A 15,994-nucleotide genomic window follows, 5' to 3' on the forward strand; every position below is an offset into this window, starting at 1 on the left:
AGAAAGCCACGTCTGCTGGATTTCTATGCAATCGCTCGATGCGTGGCTATCATGCGGGCCTCATTGTGAGGCGAGACCTGCATGCTGACGTTGTTAAAGCTTCTTAAAGATGGCCGATTCCATTCGGGTCAAGCATTGGGTGCCGCCCTGGGCGTCAGTCGTAGTGCTGTGTGGAAGCAGCTTCAGCATTTGGAAGCTGAGCTGGGTCTGTCTATTCATAAGGTTCGTGGGCGCGGCTATCAACTGTCCGCGCCATTGGCGCTGCTCGATCCTGCCGAGATTAGCGCTCAGGCGCACTCCTGCGCCTGGCCCGTCCAGGTTTACGACTCAATCGACTCCACTAATGCCGAAGCACTGCGCGCTATCGAGCGTGGGCAAGCGGCACCCTTTGTGGTGCTTTCGGAGCGGCAGACAGCCGGACGCGGGCGGCGTGGTCGCAAGTGGGTCAGTCCATTCGCAGAAAACGTCTATTACAGCCTGGTGCTACGCATTGATGGTGGGATGCGCCAGCTGGAGGGCTTGAGTCTTGTCGTTGGGCTCGCTGTCTTGCAGGCGTTGCGCGAGCTCGGTATTGCATCCGCTGGATTGAAGTGGCCTAACGATGTCCTTGTAGGCCAGAAAAAGATCGCGGGAATACTGCTCGAGTTGGTTGGTGATCCTGCTGATGTGTGCCACGTGGTCCTGGGGGTGGGGATCAATGTGAACATGCAGTCCGCTGATGAGGTGGACCAGCAATGGACATCCCTGCGGCTCGAGTCAGGCAAATTTTTTGACCGCAACCAATTGGTTGCGGTGCTGGGGGAGATGCTGCAGCGATACCTGGCTCGTCACCAGGCGGGTGGTTTTTTGGCCATCCAGTCGGAGTGGGAGCAAAATCATCTATGGCAGGGGCGAAGCGTGTCCTTGATTGCCGGCGTCAATCAAATTGATGGTGAAGTACTTGGTATTGATGGCCAGGGCGCTTTGCGCCTGAAGGTGGATGGTGTGGAGAAAGTCTTCAGTGGTGGTGAGTTGAGCCTGAGGTTGCGTGATGATTCTTGAGCTCGATTGTGGGAATAGTTTCATCAAGTGGCGTGTGCTTGCCGCTAATGCCGGGCAGGTGCTCGGTGAAGGGGTCGTCGATTCCAATCTTGGATTGCTGGAGGGTTTGGGGGCGATCAAAGGGCTTGCCCTCACGTTTTGCCGGTTGGTGAGCGTCAGGACCGCGGAGGAAACCGCTGCGTTGACGTCATTGCTCGGCGATACCTTTGATGTGCCGGTTGTATGCGCAACGCCTGCTCGCGAAATGTCAGGCGTGCGCAATGGCTATGAAGAGTTTGAGCGGTTGGGGCTGGATCGCTGGCTCGCAATGCTCGGAGGCTTTCATCTGGCCTCGGGTGCGTGTCTGGTGCTCGATTTCGGTACGGCCGTGACCGCTGACTTTATCGCGGCGGATGGAGAGCACCTGGGTGGTTTCATCTGTCCAGGGATGCCGTTGATGCGCAACCAGTTGCGCACCCACACCCGCAAAATTCGTTATGGGGATCTGGCGGCCGAGCAGGCTCAGGAAAGTCTTGTTCCTGGTCGCGCGACTGTCGAGGCTGTAGAGCGTGGTTGTCTGTTGATGTTGCGCGGCTTCGTGCTGACCCAGCTCGAGTTGGCGCGCAGTTACTGGGGTGAGGACTTTGTCGTGTTCCTCACCGGGGGGGATGCGAGCCTGGTTGCCGAGGTCGTGCCTCAGGCCAGGGTTGTTCCGGACTTGGTGTTTGTCGGATTGGCCATGGCCTGTCCCTTGTCCTGAGGTTTTTATGCGTTGGTTGTTTCTGCTGCTGCTTGTCCTCAATGGCTTCTACTACATCTGGCATCAACAAGAGGCTCCTTTGCGCGCGAAGGATGTCACGCCTTTGAGTCTGTATCGCGGATCTCAACAAGATATTCGCTTGTTGAGCGAAGCAAGTGACGTATCCAAGGATAAGGGAAAAGCTGCCTCGGCAGACAATGGCTGCCTTTATCTGGGCGGCTATGCGCGCCAGGAGGCCGCACAGGCGGTTGAGCGTCGTTTGAGCGGGATGGAGGTCAAGTTTCAGTCCCTGCCGAAAGCTGCGGCTGAAGGAGCGGCGTATTGGGTGCGTATCGCACCGGAAAGCCGGCGTTGGCTGGACGATTTGCAGCTGCAAAACCTTTCTAAAGAATTCAATGAGTTAAAACATAAAATAATGCCGTGCGAGGGGGTTGCACCCACCGAATAGTTTGCATAGAATGGCGCCCGCTCCACAGCGAACACCGGAAACGGTAAGCGGTGTGAAGCGAGGTCAACGCAGCTAAGCTCAGGTTTTTAATGAGAAAAATGCTTGACAGAAGGCTGGCATGATGTAGAATGCCGGCTCGCTTAGGAGGGGTTCCCGAGCGGCCAAAGGGATCAGACTGTAAATCTGACGTCTACGACTTCGAAGGTTCGAATCCTTCCCCCTCCACCATTTTTAGCGAGAGCTGTAAGCCTCGCGGGTATAGTTTAGTGGTAGAACCTCAGCCTTCCAAGCTGATGATGCGGGTTCGATTCCCGCTACCCGCTCCAAGTTTACGGGTTTTGCACAGTGTTACGCTCTTGTAGCTCAGTTGGTAGAGCACACCCTTGGTAAGGGTGAGGTCAGCGGTTCAAATCCGCTCAAGAGCTCCATATAACAAGGCAGATATGAAAATATCTGCCTTTGTTTTAGGTGGTAGTGGTTGCGCCTGATTGTGTTTCTGAGGGTTGCCGGTGTCATGGATGTCGGTGTTGCAGCCAGGATTGCCTCGTAAGTGTTGTAAAGTCTTTTTCGGGTCGGCATAATGGTCGGCCTGATTTTGTTTTAGGTCAGTAGCTCAATTGGCAGAGCGACGGTCTCCAAAACCGTAGGTTGGGGGTTCGATTCCCTCCTGACCTGCCAGATTCACTCGGTGTGTCTGGCTTTCTTTTCACAGGATCTTCATAGATGACTCCTAAAGCTGAAGCTCAAGGCTCTCGTTTCGACCTCCTCAAGTGGCTTGTAGTAGTCGCTCTGGTGGTTGTTGGCGTTGTTGGCAATCAGTACTTTTCTGCTTCGCCGATCCTGTACCGCGTACTCGCATTGCTTGCTATTGCTGCCGTAGCTGCCTTTGTAGGCCTGCAGACAGTCAAGGGCAAGTCTTTCTTTGTACTGGTTAAGGAAGCGCGCACCGAAATTCGTAAAGTCGTTTGGCCAACTCGCCAAGAAACCACGCAGACCACGTTGATCGTTGTGGCTGTTGTCCTGGTTATGGCGTTGCTGTTGTGGGGGCTTGATTCCCTGCTCGGCTGGCTTGTTTCCTTGATCGTCGGCTAAGGGTGTCCCGTGGCTAAGCGTTGGTATGTTGTGCATGCTTACTCCGGTTACGAGAAGCATGTAATGCGCTCGCTGATCGAGCGCGTAAAGCTGGCTGGTATGGAAGATGGCTTCGGCGAGATTCTGGTTCCCACTGAAGAAGTGGTCGAGATGCGCAATGGCCAGAAGCGCAAAAGCGAACGCAAATTCTTCCCTGGCTATGTGCTGGTGCAGATGGATATGAACGAGGGTACTTGGCACTTGGTCAAGGATACGCCTCGGGTGATGGGTTTCATTGGCGGTACTGCCGATAAGCCTGCACCAATCACCGATAAAGAAGCAGAAGCGATTCTGCGCCGCGTTGCCGATGGCAGCGACAAGCCGAAGCCGAAGACGTTGTTCGAGCCGGGCGAGTCGGTGCGTGTCAATGACGGTCCGTTCGCAGACTTTACCGGTGTTGTTGAAGAAGTTAACTACGAAAAGAGCCGGATCCAGGTCGCAGTGCTCATTTTCGGTCGCTCTACTCCGGTGGAGCTCGAGTTCAGCCAGGTCGAAAAGGTCTAGTTGAACAAAAATCCCAACCCCGCAGCCGTAGGCTGTGGGGTTTTGTCGTCACTGGGATAAACGCGCAAGTAACCGGGGAGCCTCTCGAGGCGTTCGAACCCGTAATTGGAGTGCCTCATGGCCAAGAAGATTACCGCTTACATCAAGCTGCAAGTGAAGGCCGCTCAGGCTAACCCAAGCCCACCTGTTGGTCCTGCTCTGGGTCAGCACGGCGTGAACATCATGGAATTCTGCAAGGCTTTCAACGCCCGTACTCAGGGTCTTGAGCCAGGTCTGCCGACTCCAGTGATCATCACTGTCTACAGCGACCGTAGCTTCACTTTCGAAACCAAATCCACCCCTGCTTCGGTTCTGCTGAAGAAGGCGGCCGGTCTGACCAGCGGTTCCGCTCGTCCGAACACCGTTAAGGTTGGCACCGTGACTCGTGCTCAGCTGGAAGAAATCGCGAAAACCAAAAACGCGGATCTGACTGCAGCTGATATGGAAGCAGCCGTGCGTACTATCGCCGGTTCTGCTCGTAGCATGGGCCTTAACGTGGAGGGTGTGTAATGGCTAAGCTGACCAAGCGTCAAAAGGCTATCGCCGGCAAAATCGAAGCAGGCAAGGCCTACAACTTTGTAGACGCCGCTGCCCTGCTGGCTGAGCTGTCGACTGTCAAGTTCAGCGAGTCGTTCGACGTAGCTGTAAACCTGGGTGTTGACCCGCGTAAATCCGACCAGGTCGTTCGTAGCGCTACTGTGCTGCCACACGGCACTGGCAAGACCGTTCGCGTTGCTGTGTTCACCCAGGGTCCAGCTGCTGAAGCCGCTCTGGCTGCCGGCGCTGACCGCGTAGGCATGGACGACCTGGCTGCCGAAATGAAAGGCGGCGACCTGAACTATGACGTAGTGATCGCATCCCCGGATGCAATGCGCGTTGTAGGTCAGTTGGGTCAGATCCTCGGTCCACGTGGCCTGATGCCTAACCCTAAAGTCGGCACCGTAACTCCAGACGTAGCTACCGCGGTTAAGAACGCCAAGGCTGGTCAGGTTCGTTATCGCACCGACAAAAACGGCATCATCCACACTTCCGTTGGCAAGATCGGCTTCGATGCCGTCAAGCTGAAGGAAAACGTTGAAGCCCTGATCGCTGATCTGAAGCGTATCAAGCCAGCTTCCTCGAAAGGCATTTACGTCAAGCGCGTTACCCTGAGCACCACTATGGGCCCAGGTCTGGTCATCGACCAAAGCTCGCTCGACGCGTAAGACACAAGTTGGCGCAAGCGATTGCGCCAATTGAAAAATTGGGGTCCCTGCCTGGCGGGGGCTATCCAAGACCGTAGGCGACGCAAGTCTTAAACCACAAGCCTACGCAGATGGTGCTCCCGGTTCCTTACCGAATCAGACACCAAAACGACATCCGGTTTCGACCAGATGAAACGGTAACAAGCAGGAGTTAAACCCGTGGCAATTAAACTCGAAGACAAGAAGGCCATCGTCGCTGAAGTCAACGAGGCTGCCAAAGTCGCTCTGTCCGCTGTCGTGGCTGATGCCCGTGGCGTAACAGTAGGCGCGATGACCGGACTCCGTAAAGAGGCTCGTGAAGCTGGCGTTTACGTACGTGTTGTACGTAACACCCTGCTCAAGCGCGCTGTTGCTGACACTGAATTCAGTGTCCTCAACGACGTGTTCACTGGCCCTACCCTGATTGCGTTCTCCAAGGAACATCCAGGCGCTGCTGCCCGGATCTTCAAGGAATTCGCAAAGGGTCAGGACAAGTTCGAGATCAAGGCAGCTGCGTTCGAGGGCAAGTTCCTCGCAGCTAACCAAATCGACGTACTGGCAACTCTGCCGACCCGTGACGAAGCAATTTCTCAGCTGATGAGCGTGATTCAAGGCGCTACCAGCAAGTTGGCTCGTACTCTGGCGGCAATTCGCGACCAGAAAGAAGCTGCTGCAGCCTAAGGCTCGTCAACTTCTCGCGTTTTTTGTTTTTTTCGATGGTCGCGTAGGCCGTCCCCAATATCAGGAATTAGATTCATGTCTATCTCTCAGAACGATATCCTTGAAGCAGTTGGCAACATGTCCGTAATGGAAGTTGTTGAGCTGATCAAAGCTTTCGAAGAAAAATTCGGTGTTACCGCTGCTGCTGCATCGGCTGGTCCAGCTGTTGCTGCTGCCGTTGCTGAAGAGCAAACCGAATTCAACGTCATGCTGACCGAAGCTGGCGAGAAGAAAGTTAACGTGATCAAGGCTGTACGTGAACTGACCGGCCTGGGCTTGAAAGAAGCCAAGGCTGTAGTTGACGGCGCACCTGCCATGGTTCTGGAAGCTGTTGCCAAAGACGCAGCTGACAAAGCCAAAGCAGCGCTGGAAGAAGCAGGCGCTAAAGTCGAGCTGAAGTAAGCATCGACTTTGCTCCTCCAGCCCGAGCGTTAAGCGACAGGCTGATGGCTGGTGGCTCTTGCCACCGGCCTTTTTCCGTTATTGGCAGCCGACTGGGTCGGTGCCGATAACGTGCTGTAACCACCCGATGCGGTGGCGCAAACCATGGGGTTTGCACGATTTTCTGGCTGCTCCCGTCGGGAGGGGCCAAACAAGCAGGTGACCAAGCTGGGGAACGCTGATGGCTTACTCATATACTGAGAAAAAACGTATCCGCAAGGACTTTAGCAAGTTGCCGGACGTCATGGATGTGCCGTACCTCCTGGCCATCCAGCTGGATTCGTATCGTGAATTCTTGCAAGCGGGAGCGACTAAAGATCAGTTCCGCGACGTGGGCCTGCATGCGGCCTTCAAATCCGTTTTCCCGATCATCAGCTACTCCGGCAATGCTGCGCTGGAGTACGTCGGTTATCGCCTGGGCGAACCGGCATTTGATGTCAAAGAATGCGTATTGCGCGGTGTAACTTACGCCGTACCTTTGCGGGTAAAAGTGCGCCTGATCATTTTCGACAAAGAGTCGTCGAACAAAGCGATCAAGGACATCAAAGAGCAAGAAGTCTACATGGGTGAAATCCCCCTGATGACTGAAAACGGTACCTTCGTAATCAACGGTACCGAGCGTGTAATCGTTTCCCAGCTGCACCGTTCCCCGGGCGTGTTCTTCGACCACGACCGTGGCAAGACGCACAGCTCCGGTAAACTGCTGTACTCCGCGCGCATCATTCCTTACCGCGGTTCGTGGCTGGACTTCGAGTTCGACCCGAAAGACTGCGTATTCGTGCGTATCGACCGTCGTCGCAAGCTGCCTGCATCGGTACTGCTGCGCGCGCTGGGCTATACCACTGAAGAAGTGCTGGACGCGTTCTATACCACCAACGTATTCCATGTGAAGGGCGAGACCCTGAGCCTGGAGCTGGTGCCTCAGCGCCTGCGCGGTGAAATCGCTGTCCTCGATATTCAGGATGACAAGGGCAAGGTTATTGTCGAGCAGGGTCGTCGTATCACCGCTCGCCACATCAACCAGCTGGAAAAAGCCGGGATCAAAGAGCTGGATGTGCCTCTGGACTACGTCCTGGGTCGTACAACCGCCAAGGTCATCGTGCACCCGGCAACCGGCGAAATCCTGGCAGAGTGCAACACCGAGCTGAACACCGAGATCCTGGCCAAAATCGCCAAGGCTCAGGTTGTTCGCATCGAAACTCTGTACACCAACGATATCGACTGCGGTCCGTTCGTCTCCGACACCCTGAAGATCGACTCCACCAGCAACCAACTGGAAGCGCTGGTCGAGATCTATCGCATGATGCGTCCTGGCGAGCCGCCAACCAAAGACGCTGCCGAGACCCTGTTCAACAACCTGTTCTTCAGCCCTGAGCGCTATGACCTGTCTGCGGTCGGCCGGATGAAGTTCAACCGTCGTATCGGTCGTACCGAGATCGAAGGTTCGGGCGTGCTGTGCAAGGAAGATATCGTCGCGGTACTGAAGACCCTGGTCGACATCCGTAACGGTAAAGGCATCGTCGATGACATCGACCACCTGGGTAACCGTCGTGTTCGCTGCGTAGGCGAAATGGCCGAGAACCAGTTCCGCGTTGGCCTGGTACGTGTTGAGCGTGCGGTCAAAGAGCGTCTGTCGATGGCTGAAAGCGAAGGCCTGATGCCGCAAGACCTGATCAACGCCAAGCCAGTGGCTGCGGCGGTGAAAGAGTTCTTCGGTTCCAGCCAGCTGTCCCAGTTCATGGACCAGAACAACCCGCTGTCCGAGATCACCCACAAGCGTCGTGTTTCCGCACTCGGCCCTGGCGGTCTGACTCGTGAGCGCGCCGGCTTCGAAGTTCGTGACGTACACCCGACTCACTACGGTCGTGTATGCCCGATTGAAACGCCGGAAGGTCCGAACATCGGTCTGATCAACTCCCTGGCCGCTTATGCGCGCACCAACCAGTACGGCTTCCTGGAAAGCCCGTACCGCGTGGTGAAAGACGCTCTGGTCACCGACGAGATCGTGTTCCTGTCCGCCATCGAAGAAGCCGATCACGTGATCGCTCAGGCCTCGGCCACGATGAACGACAAGAAAGTCCTGATCGACGAACTGGTAGCTGTTCGTCACTTGAACGAATTCACCGTCAAGGCGCCGGAAGACGTCACCTTGATGGACGTATCGCCGAAGCAGGTAGTTTCGGTTGCTGCGTCGCTGATTCCGTTCCTCGAGCACGACGACGCCAACCGTGCGTTGATGGGTTCGAACATGCAGCGTCAAGCTGTACCAACCCTGCGCGCTGACAAGCCGCTGGTAGGTACCGGCATGGAGCGAAACGTAGCCCGTGACTCCGGCGTTTGCGTCGTGGCTCGTCGTGGCGGCGTGATCGACTCCGTCGACGCCAGCCGTATCGTGGTTCGTGTTGCCGATGACGAAGTTGAAACCGGTGAAGCCGGTGTCGACATCTACAACCTGACCAAGTACACCCGCTCCAACCAGAACACCTGCATCAACCAGCGTCCGCTGGTGCGTAAGGGTGATCGGGTTCAGCGTAGCGACATCATGGCCGACGGCCCGTCCACCGATATGGGTGAACTGGCACTGGGTCAGAACATGCGCATCGCGTTCATGGCATGGAACGGCTTCAACTTCGAAGACTCCATCTGCCTGTCCGAGCGTGTTGTTCAGGAAGACCGCTTCACCACGATCCACATCCAGGAACTGACCTGTGTGGCTCGTGACACCAAGCTTGGCCCAGAGGAAATCACCGCCGACATCCCGAACGTGGGTGAAGCGGCTCTGAACAAGCTGGACGAAGCCGGTATCGTTTACGTAGGTGCCGAAGTTGGCGCAGGCGACATCCTGGTCGGTAAGGTCACTCCGAAAGGCGAGACCCAGCTGACTCCGGAAGAAAAACTGCTGCGTGCGATCTTCGGTGAAAAAGCCAGCGACGTTAAAGACACTTCCCTGCGCGTACCTACCGGTACCAAGGGTACTGTCATCGACGTACAGGTCTTCACCCGCGACGGCGTTGAGCGTGATGCTCGTGCCCTGTCGATCGAGAAGTCCCAGCTGGACGAGATCCGCAAGGACCTCAACGAAGAGTTCCGTATCGTTGAAGGTGCTACTTTCGAACGTCTGCGTTCCGCTCTGGTCGGCCACAAAGCCGAAGGCGGCGCCGGTCTGAAGAAAGGCCAGGACATCACCGACGAAGTTCTCGACGGTCTTGAGCACGGCCAGTGGTTCAAGCTGCGCATGGCTGAAGATGCTCTGAACGAGCAGCTCGAGAAGGCTCAGGCCTACATCGTTGATCGTCGCCGTCTGCTGGACGACAAGTTCGAAGACAAGAAGCGCAAACTGCAGCAGGGCGATGACCTGGCTCCAGGCGTGCTGAAAATCGTCAAGGTTTACCTGGCAATCCGTCGTCGCATCCAGCCGGGCGACAAGATGGCCGGTCGTCACGGTAACAAGGGTGTGGTCTCCGTGATCATGCCGGTTGAAGACATGCCGCACGATGCCAATGGCACCCCGGTCGACGTCGTCCTCAACCCGTTGGGCGTACCTTCGCGTATGAACGTCGGTCAGATCCTTGAAACCCACCTGGGCCTCGCGGCCAAAGGTCTGGGCGAGAAGATCAACCGCATGATTGAAGAGCAGCGCAAGGTTGCCGAGCTGCGCAAGTTCCTGCACGAGATCTATAACGAGATCGGCGGTCGTCAGGAAAGCCTCGATGACTTCTCGGACCAGGAAATCCTGGACCTGGCTCAAAACCTGCGTGGCGGCGTTCCAATGGCCACTCCAGTGTTCGACGGCGCCAAGGAAAGCGAAATCAAGGCCATGCTGAAACTGGCGGACCTGCCAGAAAGCGGCCAGATGCAGCTGACCGACGGCCGTACCGGCAACAAGTTCGAGCGCCCGGTTACCGTTGGCTACATGTACATGCTGAAGCTGAACCACTTGGTAGACGACAAGATGCACGCTCGTTCTACCGGTTCGTACAGCCTGGTTACCCAGCAGCCGCTGGGTGGTAAGGCGCAGTTCGGTGGTCAGCGTTTCGGGGAGATGGAGGTCTGGGCACTGGAAGCATACGGTGCCGCTTACACTCTGCAAGAAATGCTCACAGTGAAGTCGGACGATGTGAACGGCCGTACCAAGATGTACAAGAACATCGTGGATGGCGATCACCGTATGGAGCCGGGCATGCCCGAGTCCTTCAACGTGTTGATCAAGGAAATTCGTTCCCTCGGCATCGATATCGATCTGGAAACCGAATAACACGTGACGCGAATCGAGAGCGGGGCAGGATTGCCCGCTCTCTGCTCCGCCAGGAGGAAAGGCCTTGAAAGACCTACTGAATTTGCTGAAAAACCAGGGTCAAGTCGAAGAGTTCGACGCCATCCGTATTGGATTGGCATCGCCTGAGATGATCCGTTCGTGGTCGTTCGGTGAAGTTAAAAAGCCGGAAACCATCAACTACCGTACGTTCAAACCTGAACGTGACGGCCTGTTCTGCGCCAAGATCTTTGGCCCGGTAAAGGATTACGAGTGCCTGTGCGGTAAGTACAAGCGCTTGAAGCACCGTGGTGTGATCTGCGAGAAGTGCGGTGTTGAAGTCGCGCTGGCAAAAGTTCGCCGTGAGCGCATGGCGCACATCGAACTGGCCTCGCCAGTTGCCCACATCTGGTTCCTGAAATCGCTGCCGTCCCGTATCGGCTTGCTGATGGACATGACCCTGCGTGATATCGAGCGCGTTCTCTACTTTGAGAGCTACGTCGTTATCGATCCAGGCATGACCACCCTTGAAAAGGGTCAACTGCTCAACGACGAGCAGTACTTCGAAGCGCTGGAAGAGTTCGGCGACGATTTCGATGCCCGCATGGGTGCCGAAGCTGTCCGCGAACTGCTGCACGCTATCGACCTGGAACACGAGATTGGCCGCCTGCGTGAAGAAATTCCGCAAACCAACTCCGAAACCAAGATCAAGAAGCTGTCCAAGCGTCTGAAGTTGATGGAAGCCTTCCAGGGTTCCGGCAACCTGCCAGAGTGGATGGTGCTGACCGTTCTGCCGGTTCTGCCGCCAGATCTGCGTCCACTGGTCCCGCTCGATGGCGGTCGCTTCGCGACTTCCGACCTCAACGATCTGTATCGTCGAGTGATCAACCGTAACAACCGTTTGAAGCGCCTGCTGGATCTGTCCGCTCCGGACATCATCGTGCGCAACGAAAAGCGTATGTTGCAGGAAGCCGTCGACGCACTGCTCGACAACGGTCGTCGTGGCCGCGCTATCACAGGTTCCAACAAGCGTCCTCTGAAGTCCCTGGCTGACATGATCAAGGGTAAGCAGGGTCGTTTCCGTCAGAACTTGCTCGGTAAGCGTGTTGACTACTCCGGCCGTTCGGTAATTACCGTAGGTCCGACCTTGCGTCTGCACCAGTGCGGTCTGCCGAAGAAAATGGCTCTCGAGCTGTTCAAGCCGTTCATTTTCGGCAAGCTTGAAATGCGTGGTCTTGCTACCACCATCAAGGCTGCCAAGAAGATGGTCGAGCGCGAGCTGCCAGAGGTTTGGGACGTTCTCGCTGAAGTGATTCGCGAACACCCGGTTCTTCTCAACCGTGCACCGACCCTTCACCGTCTGGGTATCCAGGCGTTTGAACCGGTACTGATCGAAGGTAAGGCTATCCAGCTGCACCCTCTGGTCTGCGCCGCGTACAACGCCGACTTCGACGGCGACCAAATGGCCGTGCACGTACCGCTGACGCTGGAAGCCCAGCTCGAAGCGCGTGCGTTGATGATGTCGACCAACAACATTCTGTCGCCAGCCAACGGTGAGCCAATCATCGTTCCGTCGCAGGACGTTGTATTGGGTCTGTACTACATGACTCGTGAAGCGATCAACGCCAAGGGCGAAGGTCGTGTGTTCGCGGATCTGCAGGAAGTTGACCGTGTGTTCCGTGCCGGCGAAGCCGCACTGCACGCCAAGGTTAAAGTCCGGATCAACGAAACCGTCAACGACCGTGATGGCGGCAGCGTGAGCAACACCCGTATCGTCGACACCACTGTCGGCCGTGCTCTGTTGTTCCAGGTTGTGCCAAAGGGTCTGTCGTACGACGTCGTCAACCTGCCGATGAAGAAGAAGGCAATCTCCAAGCTGATCAACCAGTGCTATCGCGTGGTTGGTTTGAAAGAGACTGTGATCTTCGCTGACCAGTTGATGTACACCGGTTTTGCTTATTCGACCATTTCCGGCGTTTCCATCGGTGTTAACGACTTCGTTATCCCGGATGAAAAAGCCCGCATCATCAATGCTGCCACTGATGAAGTGAAAGAGATCGAAAGCCAGTACGCCTCCGGCCTGGTAACCCAGGGCGAGAAGTACAACAAAGTGATCGACCTTTGGTCCAAGGCGAACGACGAAGTTTCCAAGGCGATGATGGCCAACCTCTCGAAAGAGAAAGTCATCGACCGTCATGGCGTCGAAGTCGACCAGGAATCCTTCAACTCGATGTACATGATGGCTGACTCGGGTGCGCGGGGTTCCGCAGCACAGATTCGTCAGCTGGCCGGTATGCGTGGCCTGATGGCCAAGCCGGACGGTTCCATCATTGAAACGCCGATTACTGCGAACTTCCGTGAAGGTTTGAGCGTACTTCAGTACTTCATCTCCACTCACGGTGCTCGTAAGGGTCTTGCGGATACCGCGTTGAAAACGGCTAACTCCGGTTACCTGACTCGTCGTCTGGTAGACGTTGCACAAGATCTGGTTGTAACCGAGATCGATTGCGGCACCGAACACGGTCTGCTGATGACTCCGCACATTGAAGGCGGTGACGTTGTAGAGCCGCTGGGTGAGCGCGTATTGGGTCGTGTTATCGCCCGTGACGTATTCAAGCCAGGTACCGAGGACGTCATCGTTCCTGCCGGCACCCTGGTAGACGAAAAGTGGGTCGAGTTCATCGAACTCAACAGCATCGACGAAGTGATCGTGCGTTCGCCGATCAGCTGCGAAACCCGCTTCGGTATTTGCGCCAAGTGCTACGGCCGCGATCTGGCTCGTGGTCACCAGGTGAACATCGGTGAAGCGGTCGGCGTTATCGCTGCCCAGTCCATCGGTGAGCCGGGTACCCAGCTGACGATGCGTACGTTCCACATCGGTGGTGCGGCAAGCCGGACCTCCGCAGCCGACAGCGTTCAGGTGAAGAATGGCGGTACCGTCCGTCTGCATAACCTGAAGCACGTTGAGCGAGTGGATGGTCACCTGGTTGCTGTGTCCCGTTCCGGTGAGCTGGCCATCGCTGATGACTTCGGTCGTGAGCGTGAGCGTTACAAGCTGCCGTACGGTGCCGTGATTTCGGTTAAAGAGGGTGACAAGGTCGAAGCTGGCGCCATCGTGGCCAAGTGGGATCCGCACACTCACCCGATCGTTACCGAAATGAAAGGTACCGTGACCTACGTGGGCATGGAAGAAGGCATCACGATCAAGCGTCAGACTGACGAATTGACCGGTATGACCAACATTGAAGTACTCGACGCCAAAGATCGTCCAGCTGCCGGTAAGGACATCCGTCCTGCCGTGAAGATGGTCGACGACAACGGCAAGGATCTGTTGCTGCCAGGCACTGACGTTATCGCTCAGTACTTCCTGCCGGCCAACGCCCTGGTCGGTGTAGCGGATGGTGCGAAGATCGCGATCGGTGATGTTATCGCTCGTATCCCGCAAGAGACTTCGAAAACTCGCGACATCACCGGTGGTCTGCCGCGTGTTGCCGACTTGTTCGAAGCCCGTCGTCCGAAAGAAGCGTCGATTCTGGCTGAAGTCAGCGGCACCATCGCGTTCGGTAAAGAGACCAAAGGCAAACGCCGTCTGGTTATCACCCCGAACGACGGTACCGATCCGTACGAAGAGCTGATTCCGAAGTGGCGTCACCTGAACGTGTTCGAAGGCGAACAGGTAAACCGCGGCGAAGTTATCTCCGACGGTCCGAGCGATCCACACGACATCCTGCGTCTGCTGGGTGTGAGTGCGCTGGCCAAGTACATCGTCAACGAGATCCAGGACGTTTACCGTCTGCAAGGCGTGAAGATCAACGACAAGCACATCGAGACCATCCTGCGTCAGATGCTGCGTAAAGTTGAGATCGCTGAATCCGGCGATTCCAGTTTCATCAAGGGCGACCAGATGGAATTGACTCACGTACTGGTAGAGAACGAGCGTCTGAGCGGCGAAGACAAGTTTGTCTCCAAGTTCACTCGCGTTCTGCTGGGTATCACCAAGGCGTCGTTGTCCACCGAATCGTTCATCTCGGCGGCTTCCTTCCAGGAAACCACTCGCGTACTGACCGAAGCGGCGGTAACCGGCAAGCGCGATTACCTGCGCGGCCTGAAAGAAAACGTGGTCGTGGGTCGTCTGATCCCGGCTGGTACCGGCCTGGCTTATCACAGCGAGCGTAAGCGCCGCCGTGATGCAGACAAGCCGTTGCGCGTAAGCGCCAGTGAAGTGGAAGCTGCACTGACCGAAGCGCTGAACTCGAGCGGTAACTGAGTTCTGCGGTAAATGAGTGTGAGGCCCTGGTCACTCCGTTCATCGAATCGAGACAATTTGTCGAGATTGGATGAGTGGGGAGGGCGGGGCCTTGCCTTGACTGGGGACAAGATCCTCTTTAGACTCTTGTACCCCTAAATTTGGCGGGAACTCGTTCCTGCCATTTTGCTTTTCTTGCAAGACAATAGCGTCGCAAGACAACAGTGGAGCTAGTAGATGGCAACTATCAACCAGCTGGTACGTCAGCCGCGTAAGCGTATCGTCGAGAAATCCGACGTGCCTGCGCTGCAGAACTGCCCGCAACGCCGTGGCGTGTGCACCCGTGTGTACACCACCACGCCGAAAAAACCTAACTCGGCACTGCGTAAAGTATGCCGTGTGCGCCTGACCAACGGTTTCGAGGTTTCCTCGTACATCGGCGGTGAAGGCCACAACCTGCAAGAGCACAGCGTGGTACTGATCCGCGGCGGTCGTGTAAAAGACTTGCCAGGTGTTCGTTACCACACCGTTCGCGGTTCGTTGGATACTTCCGGTGTTAAAGGTCGTAACCAGGGTCGTTCGAAGTACGGTACCAAGCGTCCGAAGTAATCGGCCGTTTTGCAGTTTTTCATTTTATTGAGTCGATAAGAGTAAGGTCGGGCACGCATCCATAGGAGCTGTCCCGGGCTAACCTGAAGACCGTTTGAGGGCTTATCAATGCCAAGACGTCGCGTAGCAGCCAAGCGTGAGATTCTGGACGATCCGAAATACGGAAGCCAAATCCTCGCCAAATTCATGAACCACGTAATGGAAAGCGGCAAGAAAGCCGTTGCCGAGCGTATCGTTTATGGTGCCCTGGATACCGTGAAGGCTCGTAAGGCCGGCACCGATCCCCTGGAACTCTTCGAAAAAGCACTCGACGCCATCGCTCCGCTGGTCGAAGTGAAGTCGCGCCGCGTTGGTGGTGCTACTTACCAGGTTCCGGTCGAGGTTCGTCCTTCCCGTCGTAACGCTCTGGCAATGCGCTGGTTGGTAGACTACGCCCGCAAGCGCGGCGAGAAGTCTATGGCTCTGCGTTTGGCTGGCGAACTGTTGGACGCTGCCGAAGGTAAAGGTGCTGCAGTTAAGAAGCGTGAAGACGTTCACCGTATGGCTGAAGCCAACAAGGCTTTCTCGCACTACCGCTTCTAATTTTAGCGTCACTAATTTT

General features: G+C 56.1%; 13 protein-coding genes and 4 tRNA genes. All 17 read left to right on the forward strand.

Features of this window, described 5'->3' with window-relative positions; genetic code table 11:
* The first annotated feature begins 81 nt into the window (after window positions 1-81).
* A complete protein-coding gene (birA, locus tag ACM6G4_RS24355) occupies window positions 82-1,041 on the forward strand; it encodes a bifunctional biotin--[acetyl-CoA-carboxylase] ligase/biotin operon repressor BirA (RefSeq protein WP_056728984.1) in 960 nt (319 codons plus the stop codon).
* A complete protein-coding gene (locus ACM6G4_RS24360) occupies window positions 1,031-1,780 on the forward strand; it encodes a pantothenate kinase (RefSeq protein WP_414914786.1) in 750 nt (249 codons plus the stop codon). The genes birA and ACM6G4_RS24360 overlap by 11 nt, the downstream gene beginning before the upstream one ends.
* 7 nt (window positions 1,781-1,787) lie before the next feature.
* Window positions 1,788-2,228 (forward strand): hypothetical protein, encoded by a 441-nt coding sequence (locus ACM6G4_RS24365; RefSeq protein WP_056728980.1) that lies wholly within the window; start codon window positions 1,788-1,790, stop codon window positions 2,226-2,228.
* 143 nt (window positions 2,229-2,371) lie between these two features.
* Window positions 2,372-2,456 (forward strand) — tRNA-Tyr (locus ACM6G4_RS24370).
* A gap of 24 nt (window positions 2,457-2,480) precedes the next feature.
* Window positions 2,481-2,554: transfer RNA gene (locus ACM6G4_RS24375), tRNA-Gly, on the forward strand.
* Between the two features lie 26 nt (window positions 2,555-2,580).
* Window positions 2,581-2,656: transfer RNA gene (locus ACM6G4_RS24380), tRNA-Thr, on the forward strand.
* A 174-nt stretch (window positions 2,657-2,830) separates the two neighbouring features.
* Window positions 2,831-2,906, forward strand: a tRNA-Trp gene (locus tag ACM6G4_RS24385).
* Between the two features lie 45 nt (window positions 2,907-2,951).
* Window positions 2,952-3,320: a preprotein translocase subunit SecE gene (gene secE, locus ACM6G4_RS24390; protein ID WP_007984402.1), complete on the forward strand. Its 369-nt coding sequence runs from the start codon at window positions 2,952-2,954 to the stop codon at window positions 3,318-3,320.
* Window positions 3,321-3,329: 9 nt separating this feature from the next.
* Window positions 3,330-3,863, forward strand: a complete 534-nt coding sequence (nusG, locus tag ACM6G4_RS24395) for a transcription termination/antitermination protein NusG (protein WP_007984405.1) — start codon at window positions 3,330-3,332, stop codon at window positions 3,861-3,863.
* A gap of 117 nt (window positions 3,864-3,980) precedes the next feature.
* Window positions 3,981-4,412 (forward strand): 50S ribosomal protein L11, encoded by a 432-nt coding sequence (gene rplK / locus ACM6G4_RS24400; protein ID WP_007933726.1) that lies wholly within the window; start codon window positions 3,981-3,983, stop codon window positions 4,410-4,412.
* Window positions 4,412-5,107, forward strand: coding sequence for a 50S ribosomal protein L1 (rplA, locus tag ACM6G4_RS24405; protein ID WP_003186095.1), 696 nt, complete (start codon window positions 4,412-4,414; stop codon window positions 5,105-5,107). Before rplK ends, rplA begins: the two co-directional genes overlap by 1 nt.
* A gap of 198 nt (window positions 5,108-5,305) precedes the next feature.
* The gene (gene rplJ / locus ACM6G4_RS24410; RefSeq protein ID WP_007970413.1) at window positions 5,306-5,806 is read left to right on the forward strand and encodes a 50S ribosomal protein L10; all 501 of its coding nucleotides are present in this window, start codon (window positions 5,306-5,308) and stop codon (window positions 5,804-5,806) included.
* 75 nt (window positions 5,807-5,881) lie between these two features.
* On the forward strand, window positions 5,882-6,247 hold the full coding sequence (gene rplL, locus ACM6G4_RS24415) for a 50S ribosomal protein L7/L12 (RefSeq protein WP_007970414.1): 366 nt from the start codon (window positions 5,882-5,884) through the stop codon (window positions 6,245-6,247).
* 220 nt (window positions 6,248-6,467) lie between these two features.
* The gene (gene rpoB, locus ACM6G4_RS24420) at window positions 6,468-10,541 is read left to right on the forward strand and encodes a DNA-directed RNA polymerase subunit beta (RefSeq protein ID WP_053162836.1); all 4,074 of its coding nucleotides are present in this window, start codon (window positions 6,468-6,470) and stop codon (window positions 10,539-10,541) included.
* A 64-nt stretch (window positions 10,542-10,605) separates the two neighbouring features.
* Window positions 10,606-14,805 carry a DNA-directed RNA polymerase subunit beta' gene (gene rpoC, locus ACM6G4_RS24425; protein ID WP_056728978.1) on the forward strand — a complete coding sequence of 1,400 codons (4,200 nt, stop codon included), beginning with the start codon at window positions 10,606-10,608 and terminating at the stop codon, window positions 14,803-14,805.
* 216 nt (window positions 14,806-15,021) lie between these two features.
* Window positions 15,022-15,393, forward strand: a complete 372-nt coding sequence (gene rpsL, locus ACM6G4_RS24430; RefSeq protein ID WP_003186084.1) for a 30S ribosomal protein S12 — start codon at window positions 15,022-15,024, stop codon at window positions 15,391-15,393.
* Between the two features lie 108 nt (window positions 15,394-15,501).
* Window positions 15,502-15,975 carry a 30S ribosomal protein S7 gene (rpsG, locus tag ACM6G4_RS24435; protein ID WP_007994653.1) on the forward strand — a complete coding sequence of 158 codons (474 nt, stop codon included), beginning with the start codon at window positions 15,502-15,504 and terminating at the stop codon, window positions 15,973-15,975.
* The last annotated feature ends 19 nt before the right edge of the window (window positions 15,976-15,994 follow it).

Source organism: Pseudomonas sp. IT-P258 (assembly GCF_949767825.1).
GTDB classification, from domain to species: Bacteria; Pseudomonadota; Gammaproteobacteria; order Pseudomonadales; family Pseudomonadaceae; genus Aquipseudomonas; species Aquipseudomonas monachiensis.

Coding starts and splice junctions, on each gene's coding strand:
- ACM6G4_RS24360 (WP_414914786.1), top strand. CDS start 1,031: ATGATTCTTGAGCTCGATTGTGGGAATAGTTTCATCAAGTGGCGTGTG.
- secE (WP_007984402.1), top strand. CDS start 2,952: ATGACTCCTAAAGCTGAAGCTCAAGGCTCTCGTTTCGACCTCCTCAAG.
- birA (WP_056728984.1), top strand. CDS start 82: ATGCTGACGTTGTTAAAGCTTCTTAAAGATGGCCGATTCCATTCGGGT.
- rplA (WP_003186095.1), top strand. CDS start 4,412: ATGGCTAAGCTGACCAAGCGTCAAAAGGCTATCGCCGGCAAAATCGAA.
- ACM6G4_RS24365 (WP_056728980.1), top strand. CDS start 1,788: ATGCGTTGGTTGTTTCTGCTGCTGCTTGTCCTCAATGGCTTCTACTAC.
- rpsG (WP_007994653.1), top strand. CDS start 15,502: ATGCCAAGACGTCGCGTAGCAGCCAAGCGTGAGATTCTGGACGATCCG.
- rplK (WP_007933726.1), top strand. CDS start 3,981: ATGGCCAAGAAGATTACCGCTTACATCAAGCTGCAAGTGAAGGCCGCT.
- rpsL (WP_003186084.1), top strand. CDS start 15,022: ATGGCAACTATCAACCAGCTGGTACGTCAGCCGCGTAAGCGTATCGTC.
- rplL (WP_007970414.1), top strand. CDS start 5,882: ATGTCTATCTCTCAGAACGATATCCTTGAAGCAGTTGGCAACATGTCC.
- rpoB (WP_053162836.1), top strand. CDS start 6,468: ATGGCTTACTCATATACTGAGAAAAAACGTATCCGCAAGGACTTTAGC.